15 protein-coding genes are annotated in these 17452 nt (G+C 44.7%); 8 read left to right on the top strand and 7 right to left on the bottom strand.

The genetic code is table 11. The features are described from left to right. The first annotated feature begins 147 nt into the window (after positions 1-147). The 3 genes from napG to AC6R00_RS05920 all read left to right on the top strand — a co-directional run bounded on the left by napG (position 148) and on the right by AC6R00_RS05920 (position 3655). Entirely contained in the window at positions 148-909 is a 762-nt protein-coding gene (gene napG, locus AC6R00_RS05930) for a ferredoxin-type protein NapG (protein ID WP_500639659.1), read from the top strand. Next, positions 909-1763: a quinol dehydrogenase ferredoxin subunit NapH gene (gene napH, locus AC6R00_RS05925; RefSeq protein WP_500639658.1), complete on the top strand. Its 855-nt coding sequence runs from the start codon at positions 909-911 to the stop codon at positions 1761-1763. The genes napG and napH overlap by 1 nt, the downstream gene beginning before the upstream one ends. Before the next feature lie 314 nt (positions 1764-2077). Then, a complete protein-coding gene (locus tag AC6R00_RS05920; RefSeq protein ID WP_500639657.1) occupies positions 2078-3655 on the top strand; it encodes an ATP-binding cassette domain-containing protein in 1578 nt (525 codons plus the stop codon). Between the two features lie 18 nt (positions 3656-3673). Here the strand turns inward: AC6R00_RS05920 and AC6R00_RS05915 are convergent, their stop codons facing one another. Together AC6R00_RS05915 and AC6R00_RS05910 are read right to left on the bottom strand one after the other, a co-directional pair. After that, complete coding sequence (locus AC6R00_RS05915; RefSeq protein WP_500639656.1) at positions 3674-6139, bottom strand: diguanylate cyclase; 2466 nt, start codon at positions 6137-6139, stop codon at positions 3674-3676. A 125-nt stretch (positions 6140-6264) separates the two neighbouring features. Further along, entirely contained in the window at positions 6265-7305 is a 1041-nt protein-coding gene (locus AC6R00_RS05910; RefSeq protein WP_500639655.1) for a helix-turn-helix domain-containing protein, read from the bottom strand. Positions 7306-7486: 181 nt separating this feature from the next. Between AC6R00_RS05910 and AC6R00_RS05905 the strand changes: the two genes are divergently transcribed. Beyond that, complete coding sequence (locus AC6R00_RS05905) at positions 7487-7816, top strand: DUF805 domain-containing protein (RefSeq protein WP_500639654.1); 330 nt, start codon at positions 7487-7489, stop codon at positions 7814-7816. Continuing rightward, on the top strand, positions 7813-8289 hold the full coding sequence (locus AC6R00_RS05900) for a hypothetical protein (protein WP_500639653.1): 477 nt from the start codon (positions 7813-7815) through the stop codon (positions 8287-8289). Before AC6R00_RS05905 ends, AC6R00_RS05900 begins: the two co-directional genes overlap by 4 nt. Positions 8290-8325: 36 nt before the next feature. Here AC6R00_RS05900 and AC6R00_RS05895 read toward each other — a convergent pair whose 3' ends face one another. Then, positions 8326-9276 carry an endonuclease/exonuclease/phosphatase family protein gene (locus AC6R00_RS05895; RefSeq protein ID WP_500639652.1) on the bottom strand — a complete coding sequence of 317 codons (951 nt, stop codon included), beginning with the start codon at positions 9274-9276 and terminating at the stop codon, positions 8326-8328. A gap of 234 nt (positions 9277-9510) precedes the next feature. Between AC6R00_RS05895 and AC6R00_RS05890 the strand changes: the two genes are divergently transcribed. Next, complete coding sequence (locus tag AC6R00_RS05890; protein ID WP_500639651.1) at positions 9511-9960, top strand: copper resistance protein CopD; 450 nt, start codon at positions 9511-9513, stop codon at positions 9958-9960. A 51-nt stretch (positions 9961-10011) separates the two neighbouring features. Here AC6R00_RS05890 and AC6R00_RS05885 read toward each other — a convergent pair whose 3' ends face one another. Both AC6R00_RS05885 and AC6R00_RS05880 read right to left on the bottom strand, forming a co-directional pair. Next, positions 10012-10392 carry a DUF4345 family protein gene (locus AC6R00_RS05885; RefSeq protein ID WP_500639650.1) on the bottom strand — a complete coding sequence of 127 codons (381 nt, stop codon included), beginning with the start codon at positions 10390-10392 and terminating at the stop codon, positions 10012-10014. Positions 10393-10418: 26 nt separating this feature from the next. Next, positions 10419-11342, bottom strand: coding sequence for an SDR family NAD(P)-dependent oxidoreductase (locus tag AC6R00_RS05880; RefSeq protein WP_500639649.1), 924 nt, complete (start codon positions 11340-11342; stop codon positions 10419-10421). 117 nt (positions 11343-11459) lie between these two features. Here AC6R00_RS05880 and AC6R00_RS05875 point away from each other — a divergent pair, with 117 nt between their 5' ends. Continuing rightward, positions 11460-12377 carry a LysR family transcriptional regulator gene (locus tag AC6R00_RS05875; protein ID WP_500639648.1) on the top strand — a complete coding sequence of 306 codons (918 nt, stop codon included), beginning with the start codon at positions 11460-11462 and terminating at the stop codon, positions 12375-12377. Positions 12378-12386: 9 nt separating this feature from the next. On the opposite strand, the gene AC6R00_RS05870 is transcribed toward AC6R00_RS05875, so the two are convergent. Together AC6R00_RS05870 and AC6R00_RS05865 are read right to left on the bottom strand one after the other, a co-directional pair. Beyond that, entirely contained in the window at positions 12387-14285 is a 1899-nt protein-coding gene (locus AC6R00_RS05870; RefSeq protein WP_500639647.1) for a tetratricopeptide repeat-containing diguanylate cyclase, read from the bottom strand. Positions 14286-14440: 155 nt separating this feature from the next. Further along, positions 14441-16129, bottom strand: coding sequence for an ABC transporter substrate-binding protein (locus AC6R00_RS05865; RefSeq protein ID WP_500639646.1), 1689 nt, complete (start codon positions 16127-16129; stop codon positions 14441-14443). A 90-nt stretch (positions 16130-16219) separates the two neighbouring features. Here AC6R00_RS05865 and AC6R00_RS05860 point away from each other — a divergent pair, with 90 nt between their 5' ends. Next, positions 16220-17431, top strand: a complete 1212-nt coding sequence (locus AC6R00_RS05860; RefSeq protein ID WP_500639645.1) for an MFS transporter — start codon at positions 16220-16222, stop codon at positions 17429-17431. Positions 17432-17452: the final 21 nt, after the last annotated feature.

Below are 17452 nucleotides of genomic sequence, written 5' to 3'. Positions count from 1 at the left end.
CATCAATTGAAGTTTGATACACCTCTTTAGAGGTATGTATCTCGATCTCATTGCTCGCAAAAATAACCTTAAATTTACTATGGTTGCTATGCTTAAGTAGGTTGTAAGTCACCTTGCAATGTAAGCGAAGGCGAGAGGTATTGGGTCATGAGTTCGTCTAATTCAAAGCTATCAGAGAGTCGACGTCGGTTCTTACGCGATGCCGCTCGAACGGCCGCTGGGGTTGGAGTCGCTGCGACAGTATTGGGACTTCAGTCGACGCAAAGTCAGGCAAGAAACGGTGAAGGTGTACCGGTTCGACCACCGGGAGCGCTGCCTAAAGGGGAATTTGAAGCCGCATGTACTCGTTGTGGTTTATGTGTTCAAGCCTGCCCTTATGATACCTTGAAATTGGCAACGCTACTCTCTTCTGTTGAAGCAGGAACGCCTTACTTTAATGCACGCAAAATTCCATGCGAGATGTGTGAAGACATCCCTTGTGTGCCTGCTTGTCCAACCGGAGCGCTTGACCCTAACCTGACCAATATCGACGATGCTCGCATGGGTACCGCGGTCTTGATTGACCATGAAAGCTGTCTTAACTGGCAGGGTTTGCGCTGTGATGTCTGTTACCGCGTTTGCCCACTAGTCGATGAAGCAATAACCCTTGAGCATATTCGCAATGAACGAACGGGCTATCACGCGAAACTCATTCCAACCGTTCATTCAGACAAATGTACAGGTTGTGGTAAATGTGAGCAGGCTTGTGTGACCGAAGTTGCCGCAATCAAGATCATTCCAACAGAGCTCGCGAAAGGCAAGATGGGAGCTCACTACCAATTGGGGTGGGAAGAGGTAACCAAGTCACTGGAAAATAGCGCGCCGGAAGTACCTGTAGAAGCGTTAGAAACGCTAGGAGGTAAGCTCTAATGGCTAAGAATCTAGCGAAAGATGCAGGAAAAGACGCAATCCGAGAACTCGGCTGGTGGAAGGCTCATCGCTTTTTGCTGCTGCGCCGTGTTTGTCAGCTCAGCATCATTGCCTTGTTCATGGCAGGGCCAACCTTAGGTGTACTAAAGGGCAACCTATCGTCTAGTAATCTGTTTGATGTCATTCCGTTTAGTGATCCATTAATTGTTCTTCAAACACTCGCAGCAGGGCATATGCCTGAACTCACCGCTTTGATTGGCTTCGCCGTTGTGGTGGTATTTTATGCTGTAGTGAGCCCGCGTGCTTTTTGCGGCTGGGTTTGCCCCCTTAATATCGTTACCGACTTCGCCGCTTGGTTGAGAAGAAAGCTCAATTTAAAGGCGAGCTACCGCTGGTCATCTAAACTTCGTTACTGGTTGATCCCAGTACTACTTATTGGCAGTGCAATCTCGGGAAGCGTGCTTTGGGCGTGGATTGATCCGGTTGCCACCCTTCATCGTGGCTTGGTGTTTGGAATGGGTGCCGGATGGATACTGATTGTTATGGTCTTTTTGCTAGACTTGTTGCTTGTTGAACACGGCTGGTGTGGTCACTTATGCCCGCTAGGTGCAACCTATGGTGTGATTGGTTCAAAGAGCTTACTTCGTGTTTCAGCAGTGCGTCGTGAAGACTGCACCAAATGCATGGATTGCTACAATGTTTGCCCAGAGCCAGAGATTTTGCGTCAACCGCTAAAAGAAGGTGACCGACGAGTCATGAGCCAAGACTGTATGAGCTGCGGACGTTGCATTGATGTGTGTGCAGAGAAGGTCTTCGAGTTCAAAAACCGTATTTCGGTTGAGCAAGTCGATTAATAGCATTCGAGACAAAGAGATGAACATGCTTATGTGTGCGGTTGATCATCTCTTTATTTTTTAGCGCTTGAAGTTTGAACAAAGATTACCCTATACTCCGGCCATCACTTCTTTAGGAGATTACGCCAATATGAATAACTAACACCTGTTATCCAGTTTTACATCGTTATTAGGATTCCACAGGGTTAGTCGGCGTAGCTCCGTCTGTGCTCAATCGAGCATGATTTCTCTTATACAAGATTGTTTTTTATCGCATTTGTTTGCGATCTGTTTGCTACGTGCAATGCCTAACCCTGTCTAACAGGAGGCAATTTATGCCAGTTATACAAGCCAATAAAATCAGTTACCACTTCGACAATGGCGAGGTGCTTTTCAGTGATATCTCTTGTTCGTTAACGCAATCTAAAGTCGGGTTAGTCGGACGTAACGGGGTGGGGAAATCGATTCTCGCCTCTATTCTAACCAAGGCTCTTTCTCCCACTCAGGGTGAAGTCGCTTTAAATGCGAGTGTGAAAACCTACACTCAATTACCTTCAAAGCTATTGGATGGCAATATCTCGGTTGCGCAGTACCTTGGGGTCGAGAGTGTTCTTCGCGCTTTGCCGAAAATTGAGCAAGGGGATTGCGACGAACAATTGTTCGAAATTGTCGGAGAGCAATGGTCTTTGAAACAAGAGCTCGAATCCCAGCTTGATGAGATGCAGTTACCGCGAAACACGGACTTTCTCTGTTCAGAGCTAAGTGGTGGGCAACTCGCACGCTTGCAGTTGTGGCAACTGTTTCAATCTGAAGCGCGGCTGCTTGTGCTTGATGAACCATCCAACCATTTAGACAAACAAGGTCGCGAGTGGCTTCGCGAGCAAATGAATGCCTTCACGGGTCATATGTTGCTTATAAGCCATGATCGCTTTTTATTGCGAGAAATGGAGCAAATTTGGGAGCTTTCAACCTTGGGGTTAGCCCAATATGGTGGTAACTATGATGACTATAGAAATCAAAAAGAGCTAGAAGTCACTGCGGTTGAACGTCAACTAGACAGTGTCCACAAGGAGCAAAAAAGGCTTGAGCGACAAGCACAGAAGAACAAAGAGAAAGCCGAGCAAAGACAAGCAAAAGGAATGAAAGCGCGTAGAAGTGGCAGCCAACCTAAAATCTTGCTTGATGGTATGAAAGACAGTGCTGAGCGAACCATGTCCAACAAGCTGAAAAACGAAAACAGTCGTCGAGACTTGCTTGATAAGAAAGAGCACGCTTTGAACAAGAGGAGTGAGCAGTTAAAAGCGCAAAAGTTCTATATGGGTGAAAGTCATGGAGGCCGTAAAGGACAGCTAGTCTCGATAGTTAATGGCGTCTTACCTTATGGCTGCCAGGAGCCTATTCATTTGCAGCTAACGGGAACTAGCAAACTTTGGTTGCATGGTGGCAATGGGTCAGGCAAGTCTACCTTGCTTAATATCTTGCGGGGCAAAAGTACTTTGCTCAGCGGTGACTGTTACCTCAATACGCCGTTATTTTACTTAGACCAACACTTTGGCTTGTTAGATAACACCAAGGCTCTGTTAGAGACGGTGATGGAAATGTGCCGTGGACTATTGGAAGCGGAGACTAGAACTTTGTTAGCAGGTATCGGTTTTCGGCGTGATTCGGTTTTCCGCACAGTCAAGCAGCTAAGTGGTGGTGAGAAAATGAAGTTATCAATGCTGGTGGTCAGCCATCAGCCAACTCAGCCGATACTTTTGTTGGATGAGCCTGATAACCACCTTGATCTGGAGTCTAAGCAGTTACTCGCCGAGACTTTAAATAACTATGGTGGCGCATTTGTTTTAGTCAGTCACGATGAGGATTTCGTGCAAGAAAGCGGGGTTAATGAGACTTACAGATTGAACGGTTAGCTTTCTTTGATTAAATCTTTACTTTAACTCTTTAACTACCACTTTATTGCGGCCGCTCTCTTTTGCATCATAGAGAGCGGCATCGGCGGTTTCGTAGAGTTGTTCTAAGCTGTAATTGGGTTTATTGGTAGTGACTAATCCAAATGAAGCGGTGATCACGTCCGTAGCGCGGCTGTACTGATGCTCAATCTGCAAAGACTCAATGGCTAGCCTAATTTGTTCGACAAAGCTTTTAGCTTCTTGTGGGGATTTTCCTATAAAGAGTACCCCAAATTCTTCCCCGCCAAGACGAAAACAGTAGTCAGACACGTGCTGGCATTGCTGCTTGAGGACATTGGCGAACTCGATCAACTGCTTGTCGCCGTTTAGGTGTCCGTAATGGTCGTTGTACTGCTTGAAATCGTCGACATCAATGATCACAAAGCTCAGCCAATCTTGGCTATTTTGTGCTCTTAGAATTTCTGACGGCACCTTCTTGTTGTAGTAACGACGGTTAAATAGCCCTGTTAATGGGTCAGTAATCGACAGCTGCTCGATTTTGTTTTTCTCATGTAACAGCTGCTGTTCTATCTGCTTTCGCTCGGCAATTTCGCTATTGAGTTTGTCATTTAACTTGGAGAGTTTGCTCGTCCAGTAACTTAGTAAAATCAACACCGACAACGACACAAGAGCGATTTTCCACACGAGACTATAATCCACTCCGTGTTCGTATCTAACCGTTACCCACCGGGAGTAGATGGTTTGTTTCTCTTCTTCAGAGAGGGCGTCCAAAGACTTCTGCAAAATGCTGTTAAGGATTGGCCAGTCACTTCGCACTGCCATTCTAAGATCTATTCGATACGGTGTGAGCCCTGAAACTTTAAGGTTGCTATACCCTTCGCGTGTCATAACATAGTTGGCGGTTGCAATATTACCTACGTATGCATCTACTTTGCCTGATGCGACGGATTGCAAAGCATCTGACACGTTTTCAGCGGCATACAGCTTGATTTTTGGGTGGTTGTCTCGCAGTAGCTCGTATGAACTATACCCTTCTACCGCCGCAACCTGCATACCATTGAGAGCCTCGATATCGCGCACATAAGGAATGTCTTGATTGGTGATAATCATGAGTGGAAAACTGAGGTATGGGCGAGTGAAGTCCAGATATTGCTCACGATCTTGCGTGACAGGAAGAGCAGGGTAAATGTCTAGTGCTCGCTGTTTTGAAGCTTCAACAACCTCAGACCAACTCATATTGGTACTAGGAACAAGCTCTATCCCTAAGCGCTGAGCGATCAGCTTAATGTAGTCGGCAGCAATGCCCTGATACTCTCCACTACCGTCGACATACTCAAACGGCGGCCAATCAATATCAATTGCTAACCTTAGTTCGTTATGATCTCTTAACCATTCTACTTCTTCATCGGTCAACTTGAGTGCTTTGGTGTTTTGATAATAACCATCAAGTAGGAATTTGATGCTGAAGTTATACAGTTTATCGCTCTCATGCTGTTTAGAGAGCGCCTGAAAATCAATACGTTGCCAATTGTCGTCAATAAAGCTTTGAAACATGGCTACATTGGCATGATTGATTGAATAGAATGGGGAGCGAAACTGGGTGGATTCAGCAATAAAATCGTGACCATCAAGATAGTCGTTCAACAAGATCATGCTCCACGCCGCTTCGGTAAAGTGACCACCAACCGAGATATAGGGCTCTCCCTCTTCAATTACTCTAAGTGCTTCCGGTAGCCAATCCACTCCTCCGATATAGATGGAATTTAGCGGTAACTCTAGCTCTCGCATGGCATCTCTGGCACCTAATGCGATAGTGTCAGAGGCGGCCCATACCATGTTGATCTCAGGATGACGTTGGTAAAAATGCTTAAATTGGCGTTTCGCTTCTTCACGCCCCCAACTCATATTGGAGTCACTTTCTGCAACAACAGTTACGCTCGGGTTGTGCCGTATAAATTGATAAAGCCCTTGGTTTCTCTCGATTGCCGATAACTCCTTGAGATTACCATTGAGCACCAGCATTTTTACTTTGTTGATCTGACCATTGGCTTTTAGCAGCAGTTGCTCGGCCAAAACGGAACCTGCTTTGATATCGTTAGGAGTAATTTCTCCAATCCAGTAACGATATTTGGTTCGAGGGAGAAAATCGCGGGAGTTAAACCCTGTGTTGAAAAGAATACTCGGTATTTTGCACTTCTCAGTAATGGTAAGCAGCTTTTCACCTATCTGTTCGTAGTTCATGAACAGAACACCATCTACGCCTTTCTCACATGCTTGGGAGACTTGCTTCAACATAGTCTCGGGTTGGTTCTCTGCATCATAGACATGTAAGGTAACGCCAAGGTCATTGGCAGCCGCTTGGGCAAATCTTATTTGTGATTGCCACGAAGCACTCTCTGTTCGCGGAACAAACAGCGCGATCTCTGCACTTATAACTTGAATGGGTAACAATAAGAAAAACAACAGTATTGCGCGAACTTTCATTAGTACCGTTCAAGAGATGGGTTTTCTCTAGTATAGCAGTCGCTACTTTAGTCAGTTAGGCGTAGTTCTAAGTCGTAATTAAGTTTAAGTTCAATGTTTGTGTCAACGAACTCAGATGGTTAGGTTTATTGCGCTGATTTAGCTTTACGATACTGACTTGGGGTCATACCAGTGATTCTTGAAAATTCCCGGTTAAAATTTGATTTAGTCTGAAAGCCACTATTCATGAAAATCTGTGTCACGGTATCTTGAGAGCTGCGTAACGCCTGTTTTGCATGGCAAACCCGGTAAGAGTTGATGAGTTTAGAAATATTTTGAGCATGTACTTGATTGACTGCGATAGAAATATGCTTAGCGGGTATGACGAGTTTACGGCTAAGTTTCGCGAGTGTTAAATCGGGATCGAGATACAGAGACTCTCGACGTATTTTCTCATCTAACAAAGACGTAATCTCGATAGCTCGCTCTTGTGACATCGTCATTGTAGAAACAGTATTACTTACCAAATGATCTGGCTGTGCTTCAGCGTTCTCAGTCTCTGAGATAGGTGTGTTTATACCAACAATAACGACAGCAATAGAGAGCGTCGGCAACAATACTAGGTGGGCAACAGTCAGTATATATAACGACATCTCTCCTTTGTTGTATGCGAAATCCAGTGACATCAATGTATCGACGAGTGCTGAAAACAGTAACATCCAACCCGCAATACTCTCTGCTTTCTTAACCTTATCCCAACTTCCTAGAGAAACATTGATCAATAAGGACTCTTTTCCTGAAAACCGGATCAACCCAATGCCATAACCGATATAGGTAAGAGTGAGAACTTCATCTATAGGGAGTGACAACCAATCTTGAGTAGCCACGCTAGTCAATATGTATGCAGGCGCGACAAAGTGCTTTACTAGTGACCATAAGTTTCTTTGCGTTGATGCCGAAAAAACGAACCAAGCACAAACCGGAATCAGAGAAGCTAAAACGGGCTGGAAAAAGTTAAACAGTGAGACATCAAATGTCCATCTCAAACCTACCATCGCGATTGTTGTTGCGCACAACCCCAGAAACAAACAAGCTGCTTTGGTTTGTCGCTCGAAACGCAAATAGAGCGTAATCGCTAATAGCCCAAGTAGCATTGAGACAACAAAAGGCACAGGAATGGCGAGCATAATCGGTCCTAGATGAAGTTTGATTCCGTTTCGAGTACCAATAAGGATAACTCTTTGAAACTTAATTAAAAACAATAATAGGACAAATGCCGGTTTTGAGACGACCTAGAACGCGATTTAGGTCTTTTTAGATTCGAAATCGCCTGAAAATCTCCTTGTTGTTTATAAAGGAGTGACATTTATGCGGTTTTATTTATTGGCGTGGAGGCGCAGTTTTGACTTCTCTGGCTGCTCGTCGAAACAAGAATTTTGGCGGTTCTTCCTTGTACATGCCTTGGTTAGTTTGGTTTGTATATTGGCTGATGTTGCGATGAAAAGTTGGTTTGATGCTACCTATGGGATTTTGAGCTTATTTCCTACTCTTTCTGCAATAGCTCGAAGGCTCCACGATACCGGTAAATCAGGATATTGGGGCTTTGTGTTTTTCGTCCCAATTGCAGGGCCATTTTGGTTGGTTTACCTGTTAGCTCAACCGACTCTTACGCATATGACTGAGGAGGCGTCAGCATGAAAAACGTCATCAAGCTTCTATTTCTATGTTCGGCTTCCGCAGTTGCAGTTGCCTCGCAGGAAGTGCCATCCAATTCGTTAGGCGTTATCGTCGCAGATCAAATGACCCAAGGGCAATTAGTTTGGTTAAAAGGAAGAGTTGGAAATGCCATCTACCGCTTTTCAGATCCAGATGGTCGCGATTGTACAATGGAGCTGCCAGTGGCTATCGGCAGTGTGTCAGATTCTGGGTTAGGGTTCAGCGAGACAAAAGGCTTCACCCTTTATGTGGTTAGTGAAAAACTCAATCAGGCAATTCAACGTGGACAACGAATCAACAGTGAAAAATGGCGCTTTTCACCTAACGCAAGTGAGTCTCCTATCGACGGTTTCATTGCTGGGGGGATCAGTAAAGATGAAGGATTTATACTGAACTCGAAGAGGAGATGGATCTCTTGGTTTATGGGAGAGGAAGCAAAACTAGAGTGCAGCTAAGCGAAAATAAAATGAGTTGATGCCACTCGCTTTTGCTTACAGAACAAAACGAACGGTTACGGCAACAAACGCATGGTCACTGGCTTGCTTATCTTTCTCAAAACTCGGGTTGATCAAGTGGGCATCCAGTGTCTGGTACTCTGTGACGTCAGCCATCGAATATTGGGAGTCGGGTTGAAACTCCTGTGACAGCAGAATGTAGTCGAGCACATTCCCTTTTGCAAAATGATAGTGAGTGGATGGTCGCTCACTTTCAATTGCCGATGCAGATTGAAGCTGCCAGCTGTCTCTTAGCCTGAGTTGTTTATCATCTTCATTGACTTGCTGGATCAGTAAGCCAGTAATATTACTGCTTATCGTTTGGTTCATATCTCCCATCAGAACGGTTGGGATTGGGTGGTTGTTATATTGTTGTTCCATAAACAGTCGTAGCATCACGGCTTCCCATCCCCTTTGCTGGCTTGATAACCATTGACCTACAAGAGAGTGAGCATTCTCAGCGTCTAGGCTGTCTGTTGGCCGTTGTGACTTAAGGTGACAGACATAAACGGCTACCTCGCCGATATCTGGTACATCAACCGTCGCATAAATCGGTTTGCGGCTAAACTCAGGCGTATTCACTTGATAGTGTTCTTTAATTGAATTGAGCGGCGTAACAGCGCCTAGGCTCACGATTGGATATTTTGAAGCTAGGGCAACGACTGGTTGAGAACAAATATAGTCCTGCTCCAAATGAGGCTCATCAACGACGGCAAAATGAGGGTAGCCCAGCTCTTCAAACATTATTCGCGCGGCGTCGATACTAAACACTTCTTGAACACCTACAATGTCCGCTTTTAGGATGTTGAGTTTTTCTTGAGTCCATCGACACTTCTCTTTCCATGCTTCGCCATCATAGATGTTTTCAAAGTCGTAAAACGCCTTTGGAGGCTCTACAAAATTAAACAGATTCGCTGTAGCGAAAGTCAGCGTTTTATTGGTCAGCAATGGAACGGCTCTACAAACTCTAAAAGTTTAGTGTAATCAAAATCCAACTAACTTGCTGTAGCTGAATAGTTTTACTGGGTAGATTTTTGTCAAAAGGTTCAGGTGGGGAATTAATTAACTGCCAATTGATTGATATTGATTATGGTTCTCATTTTTATGAGGTGTCATTATTGAAGGTAATCAATCTCGCATCGCTCAATGCGGTCTGCCTAACCAGTAGAAAAGGGACAAAACATGTATGGTTTGTTAGTCACATTACATATACTCGCGGCGACTATTTGGACAGGAGGGCATATCGTAATAGCTGTGGTCGTGCTGCCTAGGGTGCTACGAGAACGCTCTGCCCAGAGACTTTTGGATTTTGAATCTGTCTATGAAAAAATAGGTATGCCTGCGCTAGTTATTCAAATCATTACAGGGTTAATGTTGGCATACAGAATGTTACCTGATGTGAGTTTATGGTTTGATATGTCTATTCCAATTTCGCACGGGATTGCCGCTAAACTCACTCTGCTTTTACTCACTTTTCTATTCGCATTAGATGCAAGGCTCCGAGTGATTCCTAAATTATCAGAATCTAATCTCACTGATATGGCATTGCACATTATTCCAGTTACTGTTTTCTCAATACTGTTTGTTATTGTTGGCGTATCTTTTCGAGTTGGGTGGTTGGTTTTAAGATAAGTAAAACAAAGGCAGTCGCTATACTGCCTTTGTATTCACTCTGAGGGAAACTCAATAAAACCCGCCATTTTTGAAGTGTGCGAAGGTCAATACGCCTGCAATGACGAGCTCTAGAACCAGCGGTGGTACAACGGCTTTATCAAAGCCATCAAGTACTATACCGACCACGCGACCTATCGCGACAGCTAACATGACGACTGCAACAAAGAAGTAGCCTTCTGTATTGCCTGAGGTCAATCCGAACACCAGCATTGCCACACTGGCTAAAAATAGACCGCCCATGACAGAGCGAACGGTATTGAGACCCGCTTTACCAATGGGCTCAAGCGCGAAGTTAGCTAACATTTTTTGAGGGGCAAACATCGACATCACACCGAGTCCAGTTAGCATCAAAGTGAAAATTCCTACCAGTATTTGCAGTGTAGTATCCATAATGATTCTCCTATTCGTTGTTATTGCTACGAAAATTGTTCGATAGCTTGGCGGGCGTTATCTTGCGCAGCGATATTGCCGAGCGAAGGTTCAATCGTGATTTGGTCGACGACGGGGCCAGTTGGGGAACCTTGTCGACTGGCGTAAAAGTGCCCAGACTCAAACCTTGGATCGAACAGACCATCAAGGTAGCGTCTTGCCCCTTTTTCGACGCTGTGCATCATGCCTAACATCGGCATCAGTAGCCCGCCAACATATTTGAAGAACACTTTTTTAAGGAAAGGAAGGTCATCCATACCATTGGTGCCCATTGTGCCACCTGGACTCATAGTGACAAATCGTAGATGAGGGTGCTGGCGTGCCATTGAAGACATCCATAGCGCAGCGGTAAGCTTGATGGTTCCATATATATCCAGTGGATCTGCTTTCGCGCCGAATTTGCTGCCGTTAGCGATAGATGCGAACTCTTCGACGGATGAACTACTCAACTCGGGCTTAGCAACACCCATCTTAGGCACACCTCTTGCGGTTTCCGAGCCCGCGTAGAGCACGGTTGATGTAATCAGCTGCCTTTTAATGAGCTCTTCTACCAACACCGAATGCCCAAACACATTTGCCGCAAAGATATTGGTTACGCCATCTGAAGTAAGAGCATTCGGTGTGCGTCCTCCAGTGCCACCCGCGTTTAGTACAACGGCATCAAGAGGTGCAGACAGTGTTGAAACGGCGTTGCGCACCGACGATGAATCCGAAACATCAAGGGTTAGGATTTCAAAAATGTCTCGGCCAGATAACTGAACCAAATTGGCTTTCGCTTCTCGTGCCTTGGCGAGATTACGGCAGCCGAGATAAATTTTATTAATGCCTTCTTCTTGAGCGAGTTGGCGCGCCGCTTCGAATCCAAGACCTGCGTTAGCGCCTGTGATTAATGCCGTTTGAATAGTACCCATGTCTTTCTCCATTGGTGTGATTGCTGACTTGGGATTAAGTTACCATGGTTGAAAAATGGACTGTATATAGGTAAAAGTGGACACTGTGCTTCAAAAATGAACCACGGGAGAATGGAAGTGAAGAAGAATGATAGCTATGCCTTCAACTGGGATGACCTTAAGTATTTTTTGGCCGTGGTACGTAGCGGGACTTTGCGAGGCGGGGCGGATGACATTGGTGTGAATCACACCACTTTAACTCGGCGAATTTCAGTGATGGAAGAACAGGTAGGGAGTCGCCTGTTTGATCGCTCTAAACAAGGGTTGGTACTAACCCAGATCGGTGAAGAGCTACTGCCTTACGCAGAAAGAGTTGAAGACGAGATGACATCTGCGTCGAGAATGATCATCGGGAGAGACTCTGACCCTGTGGGAACGGTTTATGTCTCAATGCCTCATGGGATGGCTTTGACTTCACTAATGGATGATTTGGCGCTGTTTTCGGAGCGTTATCCGGACATTACTTTAAATTTGCAGTTTGGTAATGATATTGCCAATTTGAGTCGCCGAGAAGCGGATGTATCCATTCGGGTAGCAAATGAAGTTTATGATGAAGCGGTAGGAAGAAGGCTGGTTCAAATGTCGCAAGCGGCATATTGCACTCGAGAATATGCTGAAAAGGTCAAAGACAACCAAGGTGAAGGTTTGTCATTCATTGGTTGGCATGAGCCTGAAGGGGATATCACGGCGAAGTGGTTACAGGAGAGCTATTACCCCAAAGCAACATTAAAGCATCGCGTTTCAGAACTTGTGCCACTGGTCTCTTTAGCAGCATCAGGGCTAGGGATGGCTTATCTGGCGTGTAATCTGGGGGATAGGCATCCAAACTTAGTTCGTGCGCCTTTCCAGAAGCCAATTCCCTATCGCAGCATTTGGTTATTGATGCACAGCGATCTGCGCAGAACGGCGCGAATTCGCTGCTTTGTTGACTTCCTTGCTGAGCAGGTTCAGTCGAGGGAAAACGAATTTTGGGTAGCAGGAACGGTTAAAAAATAACGTGTTAAATTACGCTTGATTGGAGTAGATCTGATAGCGATTTCGCCCTGCATCTTTCGCCTGATATAGGGCGGTATCGGCTTGCCCGAACACCGTTTCCCAATCATCGGCAAGATATTCTCTTTTACAAGAAGATGCACCAATGGAGACCGTAATGCTAAATTGTTGGTCGTTATGATACGCGATATGCGTTTCGACATTGGTTTTTAGTCGCTCTAGGGTCTCTTCTAGCTTGCTTAAATCTTCCATAGGCATGACTAAGACAAACTCTTCGCCGCCCCAGCGAACTAAGATGTCTTTCTTGCGTAAGTTGTTCTGTAGTGTCTCTACGGTTTCCTTGAGTACCAAGTCCCCAATCTCATGGCCGTACTGATCGTTAAATTGCTTAAAGTGGTCAATATCGATCACGCTTACCACGTAGACAGGGCTTTGCATCGTTGAAGGGGCTTGCTCCAACCAATTTTCTAAAAAACGTCGGTTGTAGGCTCCGGTCAATGGATCGGTGGTATTTTGGTTACGTAACTCTAGGTTGGTACGTTTTAGGTTTACCACACTTCGGATCACAAAATAGGCGAGCACACAAAATAGTGCGGCATAAAGAATCTCACGCGAGCGTTGCTCTTTGAGCGTGATGGTTTGTAATTCATTTTGTGCTTCTAGTAACTCAATTTCTCGCTTGTTTAGTCGTCTTTCCAGGGCACTTTTTTCGCTGAGTATGTCTTCATTGTAGGTCTGACGATAGAAGTTTTTGCGCACTAAGTATTTTTGTTTCATAAACTTAAGGGCTTTTTCGTAGTCACCCAGTGCTTCGTGCGCTTCGACAAGCTTTGACAGTATGTCCATCTCCCAGATGATTTCGTTACTCTCTGACGCTTTCAGGATATACATGACTTTGTGCGCGTAAGTGATCGCCTGTTGATACTTTTTCTCTAATAAGTAAGCCGCGGCATAGGCTTCATAGCAAGTTGCTAGCATCAGGCTTGTTGAACTATTTTCCGCTTGTAGGACGCAGCGCTTAGCCATAGCTAAGGCTTCTTTAGGCTGATCGACCCTCGAGAACATTTGTGACATATTGGACAGAGTCGAAATTTTGATTCTGTTTGATCCTGTTTTGTCTGCTTCCTCTAAAGCACGTTGCAAATAGTACTTGGCTTGTTCATTTTGCTCGGTCGCGAAATAGACCGCACTAGAATTAGCAAACAATATGGCTTCAAACAGGCTGTTATCGTATTGGTTGTCATTGTAGAGTTTAAGCGCACGTTGAATATAAGTATCTGCACGCTCCCAATCTTCTGAAAGCATGTAGACAGTTGCGATGTTGTTCAGGGTCATGGTGCTCTGAAAGTCATCCCCAATCTCGCTGACAAGCTCGTAAGCCGTTTTATAATAATTTAAGCTAGCTTTGATATTTGAGCGCTGAATTTTAACATTTCCTAACCAACGATATGCTCGGGCCAACAGGCGACGATAGCCGATTTCTCTCGCTATCGGTACCACTTCATTGAGAAGGTATTCCGCTTGGATTAACAAGTCTGAATCGATAAGTTTCAGTGCCTGATTGAGTTTGGCTTCTGCCACGATCCAGTCGACATGGTTATCTCGCCCGATCTTCTCCATATCGGGAATAGTGATGTTTTTAATCCCTTCGTATTTTCTGAGGTTGCCAAGGGCGAAGTAGTAGAGTGCCGTAGAAGACGGAGATGCATCAGCCGCTAGTTGGTATTCATCTAAGCTGACGGACCTTGGGCGACAAAGAGATTGGTAATAGAACTCAAGCATTGGGCGGTCTTGAGTCTCAATATGTGAGTAAAGAAAATCCTGATCAGCCGCGACATTGCAGGCAGCAATAGAGGGTGCTGCGGCAATCGATGCCAAAATGGTAACCATAATGGTAATAAGGCGTTTCATTAAATCAGGTGATCTCAACATATTAGAAGATTAATGCTTTAGTTTATCATCTTATAAATAACCTGTACGGCATTGTGGGCAATATTTAACAATGGTTTGTCCAGTAATTCCCATTTTTATTGCATTATTTTAATAGCTTGCCTTAGTACTATAGTTCACATCACGATATGATTGAAATCAATCCAACCGTTGGCAAGTTGTTCAGGTGCCGATATTTGGTCAGATATATTTAAATCTTGCATTGTGTGATACAGCGGCTGATATAGGTGCTTGGTGATCAGCTGTTTTTCTATTTTCTCTAACATTCTTAGCTGCTTACTTTCGCTTTGCTCTGCGACGGCCGCGATGACTTTTTGTTCCAACCAAAGTTTATTTTTTTTGGACAGACACGCTTGGTGGCAATAATTACACAGTAGCCAATCAACCCAAGAAAGCAGGGTATCTTCACCAAATACCTCCCCACTGATGACAATATCCGCACTTTTAAACGTTTCAGGCCGATTGAACTCTGGATACTCCAAAACTTGTAGTTGGCACTTTATACCGAGTTGATGCAAACAATCAGTGGCGAGTTGTGCTGTCGCGATATTGGTTCCAAGCTGATAGGTGAGAATCGTTAAGGGTTTTGCTGGGATTTTAAGTTCCGCTAGTGCGCGTTTGGCGTGTGATAAATCTTGCTCGGCAATGGTTGTTGGCGTTGACAGCATACCTTTTGCACGCGCAACCACTTCGCAATGAACCCCGCTAGGTGTCCCTATACTGAGCATCAGTTGTTGCAGCCACTTACGATGAGCTCGATTTCGCATCCAAGAATGATGGTGGGGGTTCAGCATTGCATAGGTGCAACCCTGTTCCCATTTTTGCTTTGAGGTAAATTTCGCAGCTGATCTTTCCACTAAGTGGTGACCATGAACCACATCGCAGTTAAGTTCTAGGGTTTTAGCATTATCACCCACGTTCCAAATTTCGATGCCATCTATCCAAGGTCTTAAGCCGTGATAGTTCGGGTTAACGCTGAGTAATGTGCGCCACTCTGTTTGCTCTGACAGTAAGAATGAGCCGCTACCGAGTAACTTCCCGTCCTTAACTTTCGTTATGCCCATCGCGCTATGGCTAAGTAGCCTCGGCAGAAGAGAAGACATAGCATGACTGGTGAATCTAATACAAAGCGGGTTGATTACTTCCACTTGGTCTATCAATCGAAAAAGCTCGACTTGCGCACCGCCATGTTCCATCAAACGTTGAAAATGAACCTTGATATCTTTTGCCCATAATGGACTTCCATCACTAAACTTGAGCCCCTTCCTTAAGGTTATCGTCAGGCTGTCATCAAGTTGTTGCCATGAGTGTGCGAGATCGCCATGCAGACTAGGTTGAGTTCGAACCAATTTGGCATATAGATAACTGGCGATGTGGAGTTCGGTACGGCGATTAATCTTGACTGGATCTAGGCAATGGGTGCCTCGATAAAAAGGAATTTGTAAGATGTCTTGCTGAGTTTGTGTTACCTGATATTGGGAAAGATACTGACTAAGAAAACTCTCTCTTTCTTGTGTATCAACGAGATCAAGTGCTGCTTCTACATTGCCTTGTTTAAGTAGGCTAGTTGCTTTTTGCTCTAGCAGACCATCAAGTGGTTGTTTTAGTTTCGCCTGCGGTAAATTTCCGCGCCCAATTCCCGATTGCCATTCAATTTTCTCTTCTTCAACCAATCGTTTAATTAGCAGCTGCGCGTTACGACGTGTACAACATAAAGCATGGCTGAATTGATCTAATGATATTTGAGTCCAATGTTGGGTCGAGAGATTATCACGGCAAAATGCCAGAGCATTCCAATAGCGCATAAAGGTGAAATCCTAATTTTTTATTTCTATTTTTCTTCATCTTTTAATCTCGATAATAGGAGGTTCTGTTCAGGATGAAAGGAAAAATAAATGAATACGTTAGCTAAGCCTCAAACTTCAATCTGGCGTAACAGGCCATTTCAAATTCTGTTTTCCAGCGCGCTGTTTGTTGCGTTTTCAGCGCAGATTTATAACCTAGCATTACCGCTATTGGTTTATGAACTCACGCAATCATCCAAGATGATGGGGTGGATGCGCGCTGTGGAATTTTTACCAAATTTACTATTGGCGCTGTTTATTGGTGTGGTAGTCGATCGCGTTGATAAGAAGCGCTGGTCTCAAGCGATGTTGTTGGGTCAGTTGGTGGTCGTTTTGTGCTCGTATCTGGCAGTTGAGTGGCTAAGTGAGCCACTTTGGGTCCTGTTTCCCGCCGCCTTTTTGATGATGGCGTTTAACTATGGCTATCACAATGCGCGCATGACGATGATGAAAAGGGCATTGGCACCTGAAACACAAAATACTGCGATAGCGAGGATGAGTTCGTTAAACAGCGTGATGGAAACGGTAGGGCCAGTGTTATCGGGAGCATTGATGCTAATGTCGACAATCCACAATGTTTTTCTAGCTGTGGCGGTACTTCTATTGCTTTCGTATTGGCAATTAGAAAGGTTAACGCTTGCTCCAAGTGAACCGCCAAAAAAGCAGAGTGTCTTTGCGGCATTAAAAGAAGCTTGGACGGTATTACGAGCTGAACATAATATGTGGATTATCACTCTTGCGGTGATGGTGATTAACACCACAGGAGCCGTTTTCTGGATCCAAGCGATATTCTACGCGAAATCAGAGCTTGAGTTTAACGCTTTAGAGGTGAGTTACTTGATAGCGGCATCGGGAGTTGGCGGTCTTTTGGGATCGTTCAGTGCAGATAAGCTACGAGCTAGATTTGGTTTAGGCGTGGTTTTGATTGGCTCGATAGTTTTAGAGTCTCTCGGTTTTGTTTTCCCACTGGTCATCAATAATGTCTGGGGTATGGCAGCGGCATTTTTATGGATTTCAGCGGTTGGTTTGTATAGCAGTATTTGTATTTGGAGCTACCGACAGGAAGCATTTGAAGAGAAATGTTTAGGTAGGGTAGCAGGGATTACGGGTTCTCTATTTAAGCTACTGATGCCTTTTGGCTTGGCTGCATCGGGCTATGTGATTGCTTACTTTGGCATAGAAGTTATCTTTATAACTTGTTTTTTCGTTCAACTATTCGCCGCAATTGGCCTGCTGTGTTCTCAAGTAAGACGAATTGCATAGAGTTAGCTTTACATACATTTA

It is taken from the genome of Vibrio sp. R10-SF1-ISO8 (genome assembly GCF_059833805.1).
This window is presented reverse-complemented; position numbering and strand designations above follow the sequence as displayed.